The organism is Sphingomonas sp. GW821-FHT10F11 (genome assembly GCF_058809095.1).
In genome coordinates, this window is record NZ_JBXASH010000004.1 from 343578 (window position 1) to 357506 (window position 13929).

The following is a 13929-nucleotide window of genomic DNA, read 5'->3' on the forward strand; positions in this document are numbered from 1 at the left end:
TATTGATCGCAAATGCCCCCCATGACCGAACCGACCCGCATCGAGCGCCCGCTGATTCCGACGCTCCGGCGCTTCCTGCCCTATCTGTGGCCGGCGGATGCGCCGATGCTTCGGCTGCGCATCGTCATCGCGCTGTCGCTCGTGCTCGCCTCGAAACTGGTCCAGGTGTACGGCGCACCCTTCGCGCTGCAGGCCGCGATCGACGGCATGGGCGCGGGCGACCGAAGCGCGACCACGCTGATCCTGTTGCTGGTGATCGGCTATGCCGCCGCGCGGTTCGGATCGGTGGTGTTCGACAATCTACGCAACGCGGTGTTCGAGCGTGTCGGACAGGAAGCGACAAGGCGGCTGGCGGCGGCGGTGTTCCGGCATCTCCACCGGCTGTCGTTGCGCTTTCATCTCGAACGGCGCACCGGCGCGGTCACCAAGGTCGTGGAACGCGGCACCAAGAGCATCGACACGATGCTCTATTTCCTGCTGTTCAACATCGCGCCGACCGTGCTCGAGCTGAGCCTGGTACTCGGCATCTTCTGGACCAAATTCGGCCCCGGACTGGTCGTGGGCACGCTGGTGATGGTCGCCGCCTATATCGTCTTCACCCGGATCGTGACCGACTGGCGCGCCGCGCTCCGATCCCGGATGAACGACCTCGACACCGGCGCGGTGGCGCATGCGGTGGATTCCTTGCTGAATTTCGAGACGGTCAAATATTTCGGCGCCGAGGAGCGCGAGGCGAAGCGGTACGACGAGGGCATCGCCGCCTATGCGAGTGCCGCAGTGATCAGCGAGAATTCGCTCGCCTGGCTGAATATCGGCCAGGCGCTGATCACGAACCTGATGATGGCGGGTGGCATGGCGCTGGTCGTGTGGGGCTGGAGCGAGGGGCGTTACACTGCCGGCAATGTCGTGCTGGTCAGCACCCTGCTCGCCCAGCTGTTCCGGCCGCTCGACCTGCTCGGCATGGTCTATCGCACGATCCGCCAGGGCGTGATCGACATGGGCGCCATGTTCGACCTGATCGATACGCCGTCCGAAGTGGTCGATATGCCGGGCGCGAAGCCGCTGGTGGTCGGTGCCGGGCATGTGCGGTTCGAGGATGTCCGCTTCGGCTATGACGCGGGCCAGCCGATCCTGAAGGGCATCGATCTCGACATTCCCGCCGGGCATACGCTGGCGGTGGTCGGGCCGTCGGGCGCCGGCAAATCGACGCTCGCGCGGCTGATGTACCGCTTCTACGACCTCACGGGCGGCCGCATCACCATCGACGGGCAGGATATCGCCGGCGTCACGCAGGATTCGCTGCGTGCCGCGATCGGCATCGTTCCGCAGGATACGGTGCTGTTCAACGACACGATCGGCTACAACATCGCCTATGGCCGCGAAGGCGCTGACCAGGACGATATCGAGCGCGCGGCGCGCGGTGCCGCGATCGCCGAGTTCATCGAACGCCAGCCTCTGGGCTACGAGACCCGGGTCGGCGAGCGCGGGCTGAAGCTGTCGGGTGGCGAGAAGCAGCGCGTGGCGATCGCCCGCACCCTGCTCAAGAACCCGCCGATCCTGATCCTGGATGAAGCGACCAGCGCGCTCGACAGCCGTACCGAAGCGGAAATCCAGGCGACGCTCGAGGATATCGGCCGAGGCCGGTCCACCATCGTGATCGCGCACCGGCTGTCGACCGTGGTCCATGCCGACGAGATCGTGGTGCTCGAGTCAGGCCGGGTAGTCGAGCGCGGCAGCCATGCGGCGCTGCTGCGCAAGGACGGGCTCTATGCCGAGATGTGGAACCGTCAGGCGCAGGAGCGCGAAGAAGGTGCGCTGGCGGCGGAATGAGGCTCAGGCTAGCAGGTCCTGCCACTCCGGATGGCGCTCGATATAGGCCTTCACGAACTTGCACACCGGCCGCACCTTCAACCCGCGTTCGCGAACCTGGGCGAGCGCGCCCGAGATCAGGCGGCTGGCGACACCATGGCCCTCAAGTGCTGGTGGGACGATCGTGTGGGTGAAGGTGATCTCATCGCCGTCGAGCGTGTATTCGCTGAAGGAGAGATGACGATCGACCACGAGCTCGAAGCGATGGGCGGCGGTGTTGTCACGGACTTCGGTCATGAGCCTTCGCTAACAGGGAAGCCCGGGCCAAGGCCAGTGATCCGGCGCGATATATCCCGAGGCGCTCCATGGCTTTTTGATGCGGCGGGGCTATTTGAGGCAGTGTGATCGATCCGCTTCCCGTCCTGCAATCCACTTTCGGCTTTCCCGAGTTCCGCGGCGTCCAGCGCCAGGTGGTCGATCGCGTGCTCGCCGGCCAGAATACGCTGGCGGTGATGCCGACCGGTGCGGGCAAGTCGCTCTGCTATCAATTGCCGGCCGTGATGCTCGACGGCACCTGCGTCATCGTCTCGCCGCTGATCGCGCTGATGCATGATCAGCTGCGCGCGGCCGAGGCGATCGGCATCCGCGCCGCGACCCTGACCTCGGTCGACACCAACCAGATGGAGACGATCGGCCGGTTCCGCGCTGGCGAGCTCGACCTGCTCTATGTCGCGCCGGAACGCGCCTCGGGCGAAAGCTTCCGCAATTTGCTCGGCCAGGCGCCGCTCGCGCTGTTCGCGATCGACGAGGCGCATTGCGTCTCCGAATGGGGGCATGATTTCCGGCCCGATTATCGGCTGCTCCGGCCATTGTTCGATCATTTCCCAGAGGTGCCGCGCCTCGCGCTGACCGCGACCGCCGATGCACATACCCGCGCCGACATTCTCGACCAGCTCGGCATTCCGCGCGAGGGCAAGATCGTCGCCGGGTTCGACCGGCCCAACATCCGCTATGCGATCTCGCCCAAGGACAATACGACGCGGCAGATCGCCGACCTGATCGCCGAGCAGCCGGGGCCGGGCATCGTCTATGCCCAGACGCGCAAGGCTGTCGAGCAGCTCGCCGAGAAGCTGGCGGCGACCGGGCGATCGACCCGGCCCTATCATGCGGGCCTCGAACCGCATGTCCGCGCGCGCAACCAGGCCGATTTCGTCGCGTCCGAGGACATGGTGATGGTCGCCACGGTCGCGTTCGGCATGGGCATCGACAAGCCGGACGTGCGCTTCGTCGCGCATGCCGGGCTGCCGAAATCGATCGAGGCCTATTATCAGGAGACCGGCCGCGCCGGGCGCGACGGCGACCCTGCCACCGCGCATCTCTTCTGGGGGGCGGAGGATTTCGCCAAGGCGCGCCAGCGCATCGCCGAAGTGGAACCGCATCGCCAGTCGGGCGAACGCACCCGGCTGACGGCGCTCGGCGCGCTGGTCGAGACGGCGGGGTGCCGGCGGCGAATCCTGCTCAAGCATTTCGGCGACGATTCACCCGAGACCTGCGGCAATTGCGACAATTGCCTCAACCCGCCGAGCGCGGTCGACGCGACCGAGGTGGCGCGGAAATTCCTGTCGGCGGTGTTCCGCACCGGCCAGAGCTTCGGCGTCGGCTATATCGAGAGCATCCTGACCGGCCAGTCGAGCGAGCGCAGCCTGATGAACGGGCATGAGGCGTTGAACGTCTTCGGCATAGCCTCGAGCCCCGAGGAGGCAGCGCTGATCAAGCCGGTGGCGCGGGCGCTGCTGCTGCGCGACGCGCTGCGCGCCAATGATTTCGGCGGGCTCGAATTCGGGCCCGAAGCGCGGGCGATATTGAAAGGCGAATCCGAGGTGGCGCTGATCCTGCCGCCCAGGCGGGAGCGGCGGCGGCGCGGGGGCGGGACTGGCGTGGCCAATCCGGTCGGCGATCCGCTGTTCGAGGCGCTGCGCGCCAAACGCCGCGCGCTGGCGCAGGAGGCGCAGGTGCCGCCCTACGTCATTTTCCACGATTCGGTGCTGCGCGAGATGGCATCGACGAGGCCGGCCAATCCGACCGCGCTCGGCCGCATCTCGGGGGTCGGGCAGCGTAAGCTCGAGGCCTATGGCGACGCGTTTCTGGCGGTGATCCGGGAAGGGGCGTGACGCCAAGCCCCTCTCCTTTTAGGAGAGGGGTTGGGGTGAGGTTGACCCAGGTCCCGACGTCTGATGGATAAGCCGGGCCGCCCTCACCCTCCCACCGCTTCGCGGCGGGCCCTTCCCTCTCCCGATGGGAGAGGGGTTTGGAGCAAGTTTCGCATGCAGATTCGCCCTATCGACAACAGCATCTCAGTCGCCCCCCAGATCACGCCCGAAGACGTGGCGGAGATCGCGGCGGCCGGCTTCACCGCGATCGTCAACAACCGGCCCGACGACGAAGAAGGCGGTCAGCCCGAAGGCGAGGCGATCCGCGCCGCGGCCGAGGCGGCGGGGCTGTCCTATACCGCGATCCCGATCACCCATGCCGGATTCTCGGGCAACCAGGTCGATGCGATGGTCGCGGCACTCGAAGCGGCGGATGGGCCGGTGCTGGCCTATTGCCGGTCGGGCACCCGCTCCTGCAATCTCTGGGCGCTGGCGCGGGCGAAGACGGGCGAGCATCCCGACCGGCTGATGGCGAAGGCAGCGGCGACGGGGTACGACCTGACCGGTATCCGGCCGATGCTCGACGCGCTTGCGGGCGGCAGGTGAACTGGGTCCAGCTCGGCGGATCGATCGCGGCGATCCTGGCATTGGCCGGGGTCGCCCGCTGGCTGAAACTTGGCGAGAGCAGAATCGGCAGCGCGGCCGAGGCACGCGAGATCGCCGAGGACATGCTCGCCGGATTCTATGCCCATGCCGCCCTGGTCAGCCAGGATGGCGGCGCGGCGATCGTCGCGGGCAATGGCGCGATCGCGGTGCTGAAGCGGCACGGCGCACGGGTGGCGGCACGCCGGCTGCTCTCACCGCTGTCGATCGGGCCGGCGATCGAGGGCGTGACCGTGCGGACGGGCGAGCGATTGTTCGGCGACGTGACGCTGCTGGGCGTGCTCGAGTCCGATGTGCGCGGGCTGGAAGCGTCGCTGACAAGAGTGTAAGCAGGCTGCATGAGCCTGCCGAATCCAGTCGATTACGCCGTTCCGGCCTTCGTCTTGCTGGTGCTGGCCGAGATGCTGGTCGCCTGGGCGAAGGACCGCAAACGCTATGAGCCCAAGGACACGCTGACTTCGCTCGCGCTGGGCACGGGCAGCACCGTGGCGGGGGTTTTGACTGGCGGCTTCGTCTATGCGCTGGCGGTGTGGCTATCGCAGTACCGGCTCTTCGACATCGGCTATGCCTGGTACTGGTTCGTCCTCTGCTTCGTAATCGACGATTTCGCTTATTATGTGTTTCACCGCTCGGCGCACCGGGTCCGGTGGTTCTGGGCGAGCCATGTCATCCATCATTCGAGCCAGCATTATAATCTGTCGACGGCGCTGCGGCAGACCTGGACCGGCTTCATCAGCATCGGCTTCCTGTTCCGCCTGCCCCTGTTCCTGATCGGCTTCCCGCCCGAGATGGTCCTGTTCGTCGGCGGCATCAACCTGATCTATCAGTTCTGGATCCACACCGAGGTGATCGGGCGGTTGCCGCGCTGGTTCGAGGCGGTGATGAACACGCCGTCGCACCACCGGGTCCATCACGCGACCAACCCGCGCTATCTCGACAAGAATTATGCCGGGGTATTCATCTTGTGGGACAAATGGCTCGGTACGTTCGAGCCGGAACGCGACGACGACCGGCCGCGCTATGGCATCGTCAAGAATCTGGGCAGCTTCAACCTGGTCTGGGCGGCGTTCCACGAATGGGTCGGGATCGCGAAGGATGTGTGGGCGGCGCCGACATGGCGTGCCAAACTGGGGTATATCGTACAACCGCCGGGCTGGAGCCACGACGGCAGCCGCGATACGTCCGAGACAATCAAGGAACGCTGGCTCGAACGAGAGCGGGCACGAGAGGGGGCCAAGTGGAAGAAGCCGACATCGTCGTCGTCGGAGGGGGATCCGGTGGAGCAGCAGCAGCCGGCCGGCTGAGCGAGGATGGCCGTCATACGGTCGCCTTGCTCGAGGCGGGCGGCCGCAACACCGGGTTCCGCACGCGGATCCCGGGCTTCATCGCCTTCCAGACCCCAAAGACCAACTGGCAGTTCGAAACCGTGCCCCAGGCCGGGCTGAACGGGCGGCGCGGATACCAGCCGCGCGGGCGCGGGCTTGGCGGATCGAGCGCGATCAACGCGATGCTCTATCTGCGTGGCAACAAATGGGATTACGACAATTGGGCGGCGATGGGCTGCCCCGGCTGGTCCTATGACGAGGTGCTGCCGGTCTTCAAACGCAGCGAGAGCAACGAGCGCGGGGCCGATGCCTGGCATGGCGGGGACGGGCCGCTGCATGTCAGCAACCAGTGCGATCCGCATCCGGGATCGATCGAGTTCGTCGAGGCGGCGCGGCGGCTGCAGATTCCGCTCAACGAGGATTTCAACGGCGCGCGCCAGGACGGCGTCGGCGTCTATCAGGTGACCCAGAAGGGCGGCGAGCGTTGGAGCGCGTCGCGCGCCTATGTCGAGAACGCGGTCAAGCGCGCCAATCTGGAAGTGCTGACCGAGGTCATCGCCGAACGGGTGCTGTTCGACGAGGGCCGCGCCTGGGGCGTTGCCTATCTGCAGGACGGCCAGGCCAAGGTGATCCGGGCGCGCCGCGCCGTGGTGCTGGCGGGTGGGGTGTTCGGCACGCCCCAATTGCTGATGCTGTCGGGCATCGGGCCGGGCGGGCATCTGCGCGAGCAGGGGGTGGCGGTGCGGATCGACCGGCCGATGGTCGGCGCGAACCTGCAGGACCATGTCGATTATGTCGCCGGGTTCGAGGTGAAGGGGAGTTATTTCATCGGCCAGTCGCTGAAGGGCACGATCAAATCGGCGGCGGCGATCCTGCAATGGATGCGCCACCGGCGCGGGGCGATGACCACGCCTTATGCCGAATCGGGCGGATTCCTGACGGTCGACCCGTCATCGCCGGCGCCTGACATCCAGCTGCATTTCGTGCCGGTGGTGCTGGAGGATCATGGGCGGACCAAGGTGAAGGCCCATGGCTTTTCCTGCCATGTCTGCGTGCTGCGGCCGGAGAGCCATGGCAGTGTGCGGCTGCAATCGATCGATGCGCGCGCGGCGCCGCTGATCGACCCGGCGTTCCTCAGCGACCGGCGCGATGTCGAGTTGATGAAGAAGGGCGTGCGGGCAATGTACCGCATCCTGCAGACCCCGCCGATCGCCGACCATAAAGGCCGTGACCGCTATCCGATCGACCTCGACGACGATGACGCGCTCGAACGGCTGATCCGCGCGCGGGCCGACACCATCTACCACCCGGTCGGCACGGCGCGGATGGGATCGGACGATCTGGCGGTGTGCGATCCGAAGCTGCGCGTGCGCGGGGTGGAGGGGCTCTATGTCGCCGACGCCTCGATCATGCCCAAGCTGATCTCCGGCAACACCAATGCGCCGTCGATCATGATCGGCGAGCGTTGTGCCGATTTCGTGAAGGCCGATCTCGCCGGCTGACAAGCATTCATATGGCGCGCGTTCAGCTTTTCGGGTGTAGCGCCGCCCGATGGACAGAAAGACCCTGAACCGCCTCGGCCTGGCGGCCGCGATCCTGCTCGTGCCCGGTGGCTTCATCCTGGGCGCCACCCTGGCCGCGCGGCGCTATCGCAAACAGCAGGGTGAGGGCGACGTCGCTGCCGAACCTGCCGACATAGCCGAGAACGAGGCGCCTCCGGCCTCCTGACATAAAAAAGGGCCGGTGCGTTGCCGCACCGGCCTGAGGTCGTCCGCAGGAGGAACGCATTGGGGGGCCGACCGTTCGACCGGCCCCGAACTTGTCAGTAATTATAGGCGCGCTCGCCATGCTCGTTGATGTCGAGGCCTTCGGTCTCGACTTCAGCGCTCGGGCGGAGGCCGATGGTGTATTTGAGCGCGGTGAACAGCACGAACGACACAAACCCGGACCAGACCAGCGTGATACCGACCGCCCAGAGCTGGGTGATCATCTGCGTGGCCATGTCGTACTTGCCGGCAACCGCGGGCATGACGGTGTAGTCGAACCAGCCCTGACCGCCGAGCGCCGGATCGGCCATGATGCCGGTGGCCAGCGCGCCGACAATGCCGCCGATGCAGTGGACGCCGAACACGTCGAGCGAGTCGTCGTACTTGAGCGCGTTCTTCACGGTCGTCACGAAGAGGAAGCAGATCGGCGAGACGACGAGGCCGAGGACGATCGACGTCATCGGTGCGCCGAAACCCGAAGCCGGGGTGATCGCGACGAGGCCGGCGACGGCGCCCGTTGCCGCACCCAGGAGCGACGGCTTCTTGTGGACGATCTGCTCGACCACGGCCCAGGAAACGGCCGCGGCGGCGGTGGCGACGAAGGTGTTGATGAAAGCGACGCCGGTGACGCCATTGGCTTCGAGGTTGGAGCCGGCGTTGAAGCCGAACCAGCCGACCCACAGCAGCGAGGCGCCGATCATGGTCATGGTCAGCGAGTGCGGCGGCATCGGCTCCTTCTTGTAGCCGAGACGCTTGCCGATCACGAGGCAGCCCATCAGGCCGGCGATACCGGCATTGATGTGCACCACGGTGCCGCCCGCGAAATCGAGCGCGCCCCAGCCATAGAGCAGACCGAAATCACCGGGCTGCTTGGGCAGGAAGTCCGGGCCGGCCCAGTACCAGACCATGTGCGCGACGGGGAAATAGACGATCGTCAGCCACGCCACCACGAAGATGATCAAGGGCGTGAACTTCACGCGTTCCGCGAACGCGCCGACGATCAGCGCGGGCGTGATGCACGCAAAGGTCATCTGGAAGCAGATATAGGCATATTCGGGGATATAGACCCCGTTCGAGAAGGTCGCGGCGAGCGTGGTGGCATCGACCCCCTTCAGGAACAGCTTGGAGAAGCCGCCGACCACTGGAGCGGTCGCGCCCGAGCCGGCGGTGAAGGCCATCGAATAGCCCCAGCAGACCCAGACGAGCGCTGCGACGCAGACGATCATCAGCACCTGCATCAGTACCGAGAGCATGTTCTTGGTGCGGACCAGGCCGCCATAGAAGAGCGCCAGGCCGGGCACCGACATCATCAGCACCAGCACCGACGAGGTGAGCATCCAGGCGGTATCGCCCTTGTTCGGTGCCGGCGGCGCGGCGGCCGCGGCAGCGTCCTGCGCCCAGGCAGGGAGAGCGGCGAAGAGTGCCGCCCCAAGTCCAGCAATGCTGGCGTATTTCAATGCATGCTTCATCACTGCCCCCTTACTCACAGCGCGGTTTCATCGGTTTCGCCGGTGCGGATGCGCACCGCCTGCCCGACATCGAGAACGAAGATCTTGCCGTCGCCGATCGCGCCGGTGTTGGCCGAGGCCTGGATCGCTTCGACGACCTTGGCGGCAAGGTCAGCCGCGCACACGATCTCGATCTTGATCTTGGGCACCATGTTGGTGCTGTACTCGGCCCCCCGATAGATTTCGGTCTGGCCCTTTTGTCGGCCAAAGCCCTTCACTTCGGTCACGGTCATGCCCGCGACGCCGATCTCGGTGAGGGCCTCGCGGACCTCGTCGAGCTTGAACGGCTTGATGATGGCAATGATGAGTTTCACCGGCGCCCCCTTGTGAGAATTGTCCCGGGGGTCATTCAGCAATGGTCGTGCCAGAGTCGAAAACACGCGTTTCCGCGCGGTTTTCCGCAATCAAATATTACCGGCAGGTAAATTTTTGTGCAGCTGCGAACGGCTGCCCAAGAATCAGGCAGTGTCCGACAGGATTTTCCGGGCAGCCGCCAGATCCTTGTCGTCGACCATCACGCGGACGGGAATGAAGAGATAGCTGCCATCGGCGATGCTCGCATTGCCGTCGAGCGCGATGGCGTCGATCCCTTCGGAATCGAGCCGGCCGATCACGATATGGGCTTCGTTGCGGTTGAAGCGGCCCAGCTCGACCAGGCTCACCAAAGGGGGGCCATTATTGCGCCGCCCGGGTCGGGTTGCGGACGGGCAAGCCGTCGATGCTGTGGGTGCGCCGGGCATATTTGCCGAAACGCTCCTCGTCGCTCGATTTCGCGTGGTATTTGCTGAGCGTCTCGCGCTCGCGCTCGAAGCTCATATGCGGCACGCCCCAGCCGCAGCTGGTCTGCACTTGGTCGATCGCGACCTCGAAGATCTGGCGGGTGCCGGGGAGCAGGGTGAAATGGGTGGCCAATTCCGCCCAGCGATCGTCCTGCGGCAGGACCGGCGTGCCGCGGCCATAGATGCGAAAGATCAGGGCAGGGCTTTCGAAGGCACAGAACAGGATGGTGATGCGGCCATCGGCGAGCAGGTGCGCGTTGGTCTCGTTGCCCGATCCAGCGACGTCGAGATACGCCACGCGCCGGTCGTCCAGGACCCGGAAACAATCCATGCCCTTGGGACTGAGATTGACCCGCGCGCCGGGCGCGGCGGTAGCGACGAAGAAGACCGGCTGGCGCGCGATGAAGGCGCGGTGGTCGTCGGTGAGGGCATCGAAAAACTCGGCCATGCTCCCCCCTATCACAGGGTTCGACATCAAGGGAGGAGTCAGACTTCCCGCGGCACCCTTGGCCGGCCGAGCGGACATTCGAGCGCGTTGCGGTCCCAATTCGCGAGATCGGCGGCAGCGTCATAGGTCGACTGACAGAAGGCGAGCAGCGCGGCGTCGGGATCGGCGGCGGTACGGACGGCGTCATAGGGCAGGAGGAACTCGCCCAGATCGGCATTATAGAAAGCCTTGGCCGGCTCGACCCTCGCCTCGGCATAGCCAGCCGGCGCGGGATAGGCATAGGCGTAGAAGGCGGCGTGCGGATAGGCGTCGCTGCCGGGCCAGAAGCCGACGCTTGCTTCCTCATGACTGTACGCCTCGCACGTGACCGCATCGGGCAGCCCGGGCAGGCCGCCGGGATGGCGCGGCGCGGACCGGCCGGAAAATCGGGTCGAGGCGAGATCGAAGCTGCCCCAGAAGAAATGGATCGGGCTGGCCTTGCCGAGGAAACCGGTGCGGAACCGGCCGAACACGCGCTGCGCCTGGATCAGTGCCCGCCAGAAGCGGCGGGCGGCCTCCGCATCATAGGGGCGATCCTCATGATCCTCGGCAAAGGGCAGCGCGTCGGGCATCTCGCTCGGCATGCCGTCGAACGACGTCGTGACGCCAAGGTCCCGAAGCGCCTCCACCACCGCGAGATGGAAGTCGGCGATGCTGCCCGCCGCGAGCGGAAGGGTCTTCACACCGCCATCGCTGGTGGCGAAGACGATCCATTCCGCGATCAGATCGAAATCGATTTGCAGGATCTGGTCGCCGCACGGAATAGTGGAGGTGCTCCATCCGCGCGCGGTGAGATAAAGCGGGACATGCCAGCTATGGTTGAGCCAGGGCGTCAGCGCGAGGCGCACCTTGCCGATGATCTGGGTGCGAAGTTGCAGGCCGATCGCGGTCTCGCGCCATTCGAACCAATCGAGTTCAGGCCAGGATTCGGGCGTGGCCATGAAGAAGCTCCTATGCGTCGCGCAGGATCCGGTATTCGCTCTGCACCAGGCCGCTCGGATAGGCGCGGGTCGCGACATGGTCGAGCCTGACGTCCGCGGGCAGGCTGCCGAACAGGGGAACGCCCTCGCCGATCAGGACAGGCACGCGCGTGATGATCAGGCGATCGATCAGACCGGCGCGGAGGAAGCGCTGAATGGTGATTCCGCCATCGACATAGAGATGCCGCGCGCCGCTGGCCGCGAGCTGTGCCACGATCGCTTCGGGAGAGCCGGCCATCTGTTCGACCTTGCCGCCCTTCACCTCGGCCAGATCGAGCGGGTTGCCGCTCAGCACCACGACACGCTTGTCGCCATAGGGCCAGGGATCGAAGGCCAGGACGATGTCGAACGTATTGCGTCCGATCACCAGCGCGTCGACGCTCGCGATGAATTCGTCATAGCCGTGCGGCTCTCCGCCGCCCGCGGGCAGCCAGTCTAGCCCGCCGTCGGGCCGGGCGATGAATCCGTCGACGCTGGTGCCGATAAAGACCGATGCCGTCATTGCGGGAATCCTCTTCGCCCGGCAGCTTAGCCGAACGGGCCGCCGAACAATAGCTTCCACAGGGCGACGACGCCCCAATGCAGCAGGATCGACGGCCAGAGCGAGCCGGTCGCGAGATACAGACGCGCCAGCAGCACGCCGAGGATCGCGGCGCAGGCAAGAAACCAGGGATCGAGGAACAGCGCCGCCCAGGGCGGACCGAACCCAAGCGCCTGGACCGGATGCCAGACGACGAAGGTTGCGATCGCGGCAACGGTGCGAAACCGGGCGCGCGTACCGGGCTCGGGGAGCAGCAGCGCGCGAAAGACCAGCTCTTCGCCGAGCGCGGGGATGAGGAAGAGCAGCGCGGTTACGCGCAGGATGGTATGCGGATCCTGGACCGGCGCGAACCGGACAAGGCCACCACACCAGGCCGCCCCAGCCAACAGCGGAAGGCCCCATGCAAGGGTTATAAGGACCTTCCGCCAGCCCGCTAGATCCGGCCAGGTTGTGAGCGCCCGCGCGATGCGGCGCCCGACAGGGGTCACACCGCCGTGCCGCCCACCGTCAGGCCGCTGACCAGCAGGGTCGGCTGGCCGACGCCGGCGGGCACGCTCTGCCCGCCCTTGCCGCACATGCCGACGCCTTCGTCGAGCGCGAAGTCGTTGCCGATGCCGGTGACCTTGGTCAGCACGCTGGGGCCGTCGCCGATCAGGGTCGCGCCCTTGATCGGGGCGCCGAGCTTGCCGTTCTCGATCTTGTACGCCTCGGTGCAGGAGAAGACGAACTTGCCCGAGACGATATCGACCTGGCCACCGCCAAAGCTCTTGGCGAAGATGCCGTTCCCGACCCGCGAAAGCAGCTCGGCGGGGTCATCGCTGCCGCCGCGCATGAAGGTGTTGGTCATGCGCGGCATCGGCGCATGGGCAAAGCTTTCGCGGCGGCCATTACCGGTCGGGGCGACGCCCATCAGCCGCGCGTTGAGCCGGTCCTGGATATAGCCGCGCAGGATGCCGTCCTCGATCAGGATATTCTCCTGGGTCGGCGTGCCCTCGTCGTCGATCGAGAGCGAACCGCGCCGGTCGGCGATCGAGCCGTCGTCGATCACCGTCACGCCGGGCGCCGCGACGCGTTCGCCGATGCGGCCGGAAAAGGCGCTGGTGCCCTTGCGGTTGAAATCACCTTCGAGCCCGTGCCCGATCGCTTCGTGCAGCAGGATGCCGGGCCAGCCCGGGCCGAGCAGCACGGTCATGTCGCCGGCGGGCGCTGCGACCGAATCGAGATTGACCACGGCCTGGGCCAGCGCCTCGTCGATCGCACGGTTCCACGTCTCCGGCTGCATCAGCGTGTCGTAGAGATAGCGGCCGCCGAGCCCGAAGGTACCGGTTTCACGTCGGCCATTCTGCTCGACCACGATCTGCACGTTCAACCGCACCAGCGGGCGGATGTCGGTCGCGACGAAGCCGTCGGCGCGGACGATCTCGACCACGCTCCAGGTGCCCGACAGCGACACCGAAACCTGCGCCACGCGCGGATCGCGGGCGCGGGCGGCGGCGTCGATCGTCTGGCAGAGATTCACCTTGTCGGCGAAGGGGATGAGATCGAGCGGATCAGCGTCGGTATAGAGATGGCGGTTGGTCGCGCGCGGTGGCGGGGCCTTGGCCGCGGCGGACGGATCGATCAGCGCCATGGTTTCCGCCGCACGCCCGATCGCGGCGCCGCTCAGTTCGTTGGCATGGGCGAAGGCCGTGGTTTCGCCCGAGACGGCGCGCAGGCCGAAGCCCGAATGGGTGTCGTAGCTGGCGGTCTTCAACCGGCCATCGTCGAAGCCGAACGCCTCGGACTTGCGGTATTGAAGATAAAGCTCTCCGTCATCGGCCCTGGCGAGCGCCGACGCGGTGAGGCGCTGCGCCTCCGCGGGATCGAGCTGGCCATCGTGATAGAGGAACGAGCGGGGGTCTGTAAGGCTGGTCATGCCCCG

The 13929-nt window shown here is 66.3% G+C and carries 16 protein-coding genes; 7 read left to right on the forward strand and 9 right to left on the reverse strand.

Annotation, left to right across the window (positions count from 1 at the left end; translation table 11 throughout):
* Positions 1 to 12 precede the first annotated feature (12 nt).
* The gene (locus tag AC1RT8_RS14930) at positions 13 to 1830 is read left to right on the forward strand and encodes an ABCB family ABC transporter ATP-binding protein/permease (protein ID WP_493076442.1); all 1818 of its coding nucleotides are present in this window, start codon (positions 13 to 15) and stop codon (positions 1828 to 1830) included.
* A gap of 3 nt (positions 1831 to 1833) precedes the next feature.
* Here AC1RT8_RS14930 and AC1RT8_RS14935 read toward each other — a convergent pair whose 3' ends face one another.
* Entirely contained in the window at positions 1834 to 2106 is a 273-nt protein-coding gene (locus AC1RT8_RS14935) for a GNAT family N-acetyltransferase (RefSeq protein WP_493076443.1), read from the reverse strand.
* A 104-nt stretch (positions 2107 to 2210) separates the two neighbouring features.
* On the opposite strand from AC1RT8_RS14935, the gene recQ reads away from it, so the two are divergent.
* The 6 genes from recQ (at position 2211) to AC1RT8_RS14965 (ending at position 7675) form a co-directional block, all read left to right on the forward strand.
* Positions 2211 to 3980 carry a DNA helicase RecQ gene (recQ, locus tag AC1RT8_RS14940; protein WP_493076444.1) on the forward strand — a complete coding sequence of 590 codons (1770 nt, stop codon included), beginning with the start codon at positions 2211 to 2213 and terminating at the stop codon, positions 3978 to 3980.
* Positions 3981 to 4133: 153 nt separating this feature from the next.
* On the forward strand, positions 4134 to 4565 hold the full coding sequence (locus AC1RT8_RS14945; protein WP_493076445.1) for a protein tyrosine phosphatase family protein: 432 nt from the start codon (positions 4134 to 4136) through the stop codon (positions 4563 to 4565).
* A complete protein-coding gene (locus tag AC1RT8_RS14950) occupies positions 4562 to 4951 on the forward strand; it encodes a hypothetical protein (protein WP_493076446.1) in 390 nt (129 codons plus the stop codon). The genes AC1RT8_RS14945 and AC1RT8_RS14950 overlap by 4 nt, the downstream gene beginning before the upstream one ends.
* 9 nt (positions 4952 to 4960) lie before the next feature.
* Positions 4961 to 5926: a sterol desaturase family protein gene (locus AC1RT8_RS14955; RefSeq protein WP_493076447.1), complete on the forward strand. Its 966-nt coding sequence runs from the start codon at positions 4961 to 4963 to the stop codon at positions 5924 to 5926.
* Entirely contained in the window at positions 5860 to 7449 is a 1590-nt protein-coding gene (locus AC1RT8_RS14960) for a GMC family oxidoreductase (RefSeq protein ID WP_493076448.1), read from the forward strand. The genes AC1RT8_RS14955 and AC1RT8_RS14960 overlap by 67 nt, the downstream gene beginning before the upstream one ends.
* A 49-nt stretch (positions 7450 to 7498) precedes the next feature.
* On the forward strand, positions 7499 to 7675 hold the full coding sequence (locus AC1RT8_RS14965) for a hypothetical protein (RefSeq protein ID WP_493076449.1): 177 nt from the start codon (positions 7499 to 7501) through the stop codon (positions 7673 to 7675).
* Positions 7676 to 7769: 94 nt separating this feature from the next.
* Here the strand turns inward: AC1RT8_RS14965 and AC1RT8_RS14970 are convergent, their stop codons facing one another.
* The 8 genes from AC1RT8_RS14970 to tldD form a co-directional block, all read right to left on the reverse strand.
* Complete coding sequence (locus tag AC1RT8_RS14970) at positions 7770 to 9182, reverse strand: ammonium transporter (protein ID WP_493076450.1); 1413 nt, start codon at positions 9180 to 9182, stop codon at positions 7770 to 7772.
* A 14-nt stretch (positions 9183 to 9196) separates the two neighbouring features.
* Complete coding sequence (locus tag AC1RT8_RS14975) at positions 9197 to 9535, reverse strand: P-II family nitrogen regulator (protein ID WP_272623846.1); 339 nt, start codon at positions 9533 to 9535, stop codon at positions 9197 to 9199.
* A 144-nt stretch (positions 9536 to 9679) separates the two neighbouring features.
* Positions 9680 to 9883, reverse strand: coding sequence for a putative signal transducing protein (locus AC1RT8_RS14980; RefSeq protein WP_493076451.1), 204 nt, complete (start codon positions 9881 to 9883; stop codon positions 9680 to 9682).
* 13 nt (positions 9884 to 9896) lie between these two features.
* Positions 9897 to 10448 carry a pyridoxamine 5'-phosphate oxidase family protein gene (locus tag AC1RT8_RS14985; RefSeq protein ID WP_493076452.1) on the reverse strand — a complete coding sequence of 184 codons (552 nt, stop codon included), beginning with the start codon at positions 10446 to 10448 and terminating at the stop codon, positions 9897 to 9899.
* A 38-nt stretch (positions 10449 to 10486) separates the two neighbouring features.
* Positions 10487 to 11428: a DUF5996 family protein gene (locus tag AC1RT8_RS14990; protein WP_493076453.1), complete on the reverse strand. Its 942-nt coding sequence runs from the start codon at positions 11426 to 11428 to the stop codon at positions 10487 to 10489.
* 10 nt (positions 11429 to 11438) lie between these two features.
* On the reverse strand, positions 11439 to 11969 hold the full coding sequence (locus AC1RT8_RS14995; RefSeq protein ID WP_493076454.1) for a dihydrofolate reductase family protein: 531 nt from the start codon (positions 11967 to 11969) through the stop codon (positions 11439 to 11441).
* 26 nt (positions 11970 to 11995) lie between these two features.
* On the reverse strand, positions 11996 to 12394 hold the full coding sequence (locus tag AC1RT8_RS15000; protein WP_493076455.1) for a CPBP family glutamic-type intramembrane protease: 399 nt from the start codon (positions 12392 to 12394) through the stop codon (positions 11996 to 11998).
* A 98-nt stretch (positions 12395 to 12492) separates the two neighbouring features.
* On the reverse strand, positions 12493 to 13923 hold the full coding sequence (gene tldD, locus AC1RT8_RS15005) for a metalloprotease TldD (protein WP_493076456.1): 1431 nt from the start codon (positions 13921 to 13923) through the stop codon (positions 12493 to 12495).
* Positions 13924 to 13929 lie beyond the last annotated feature (6 nt).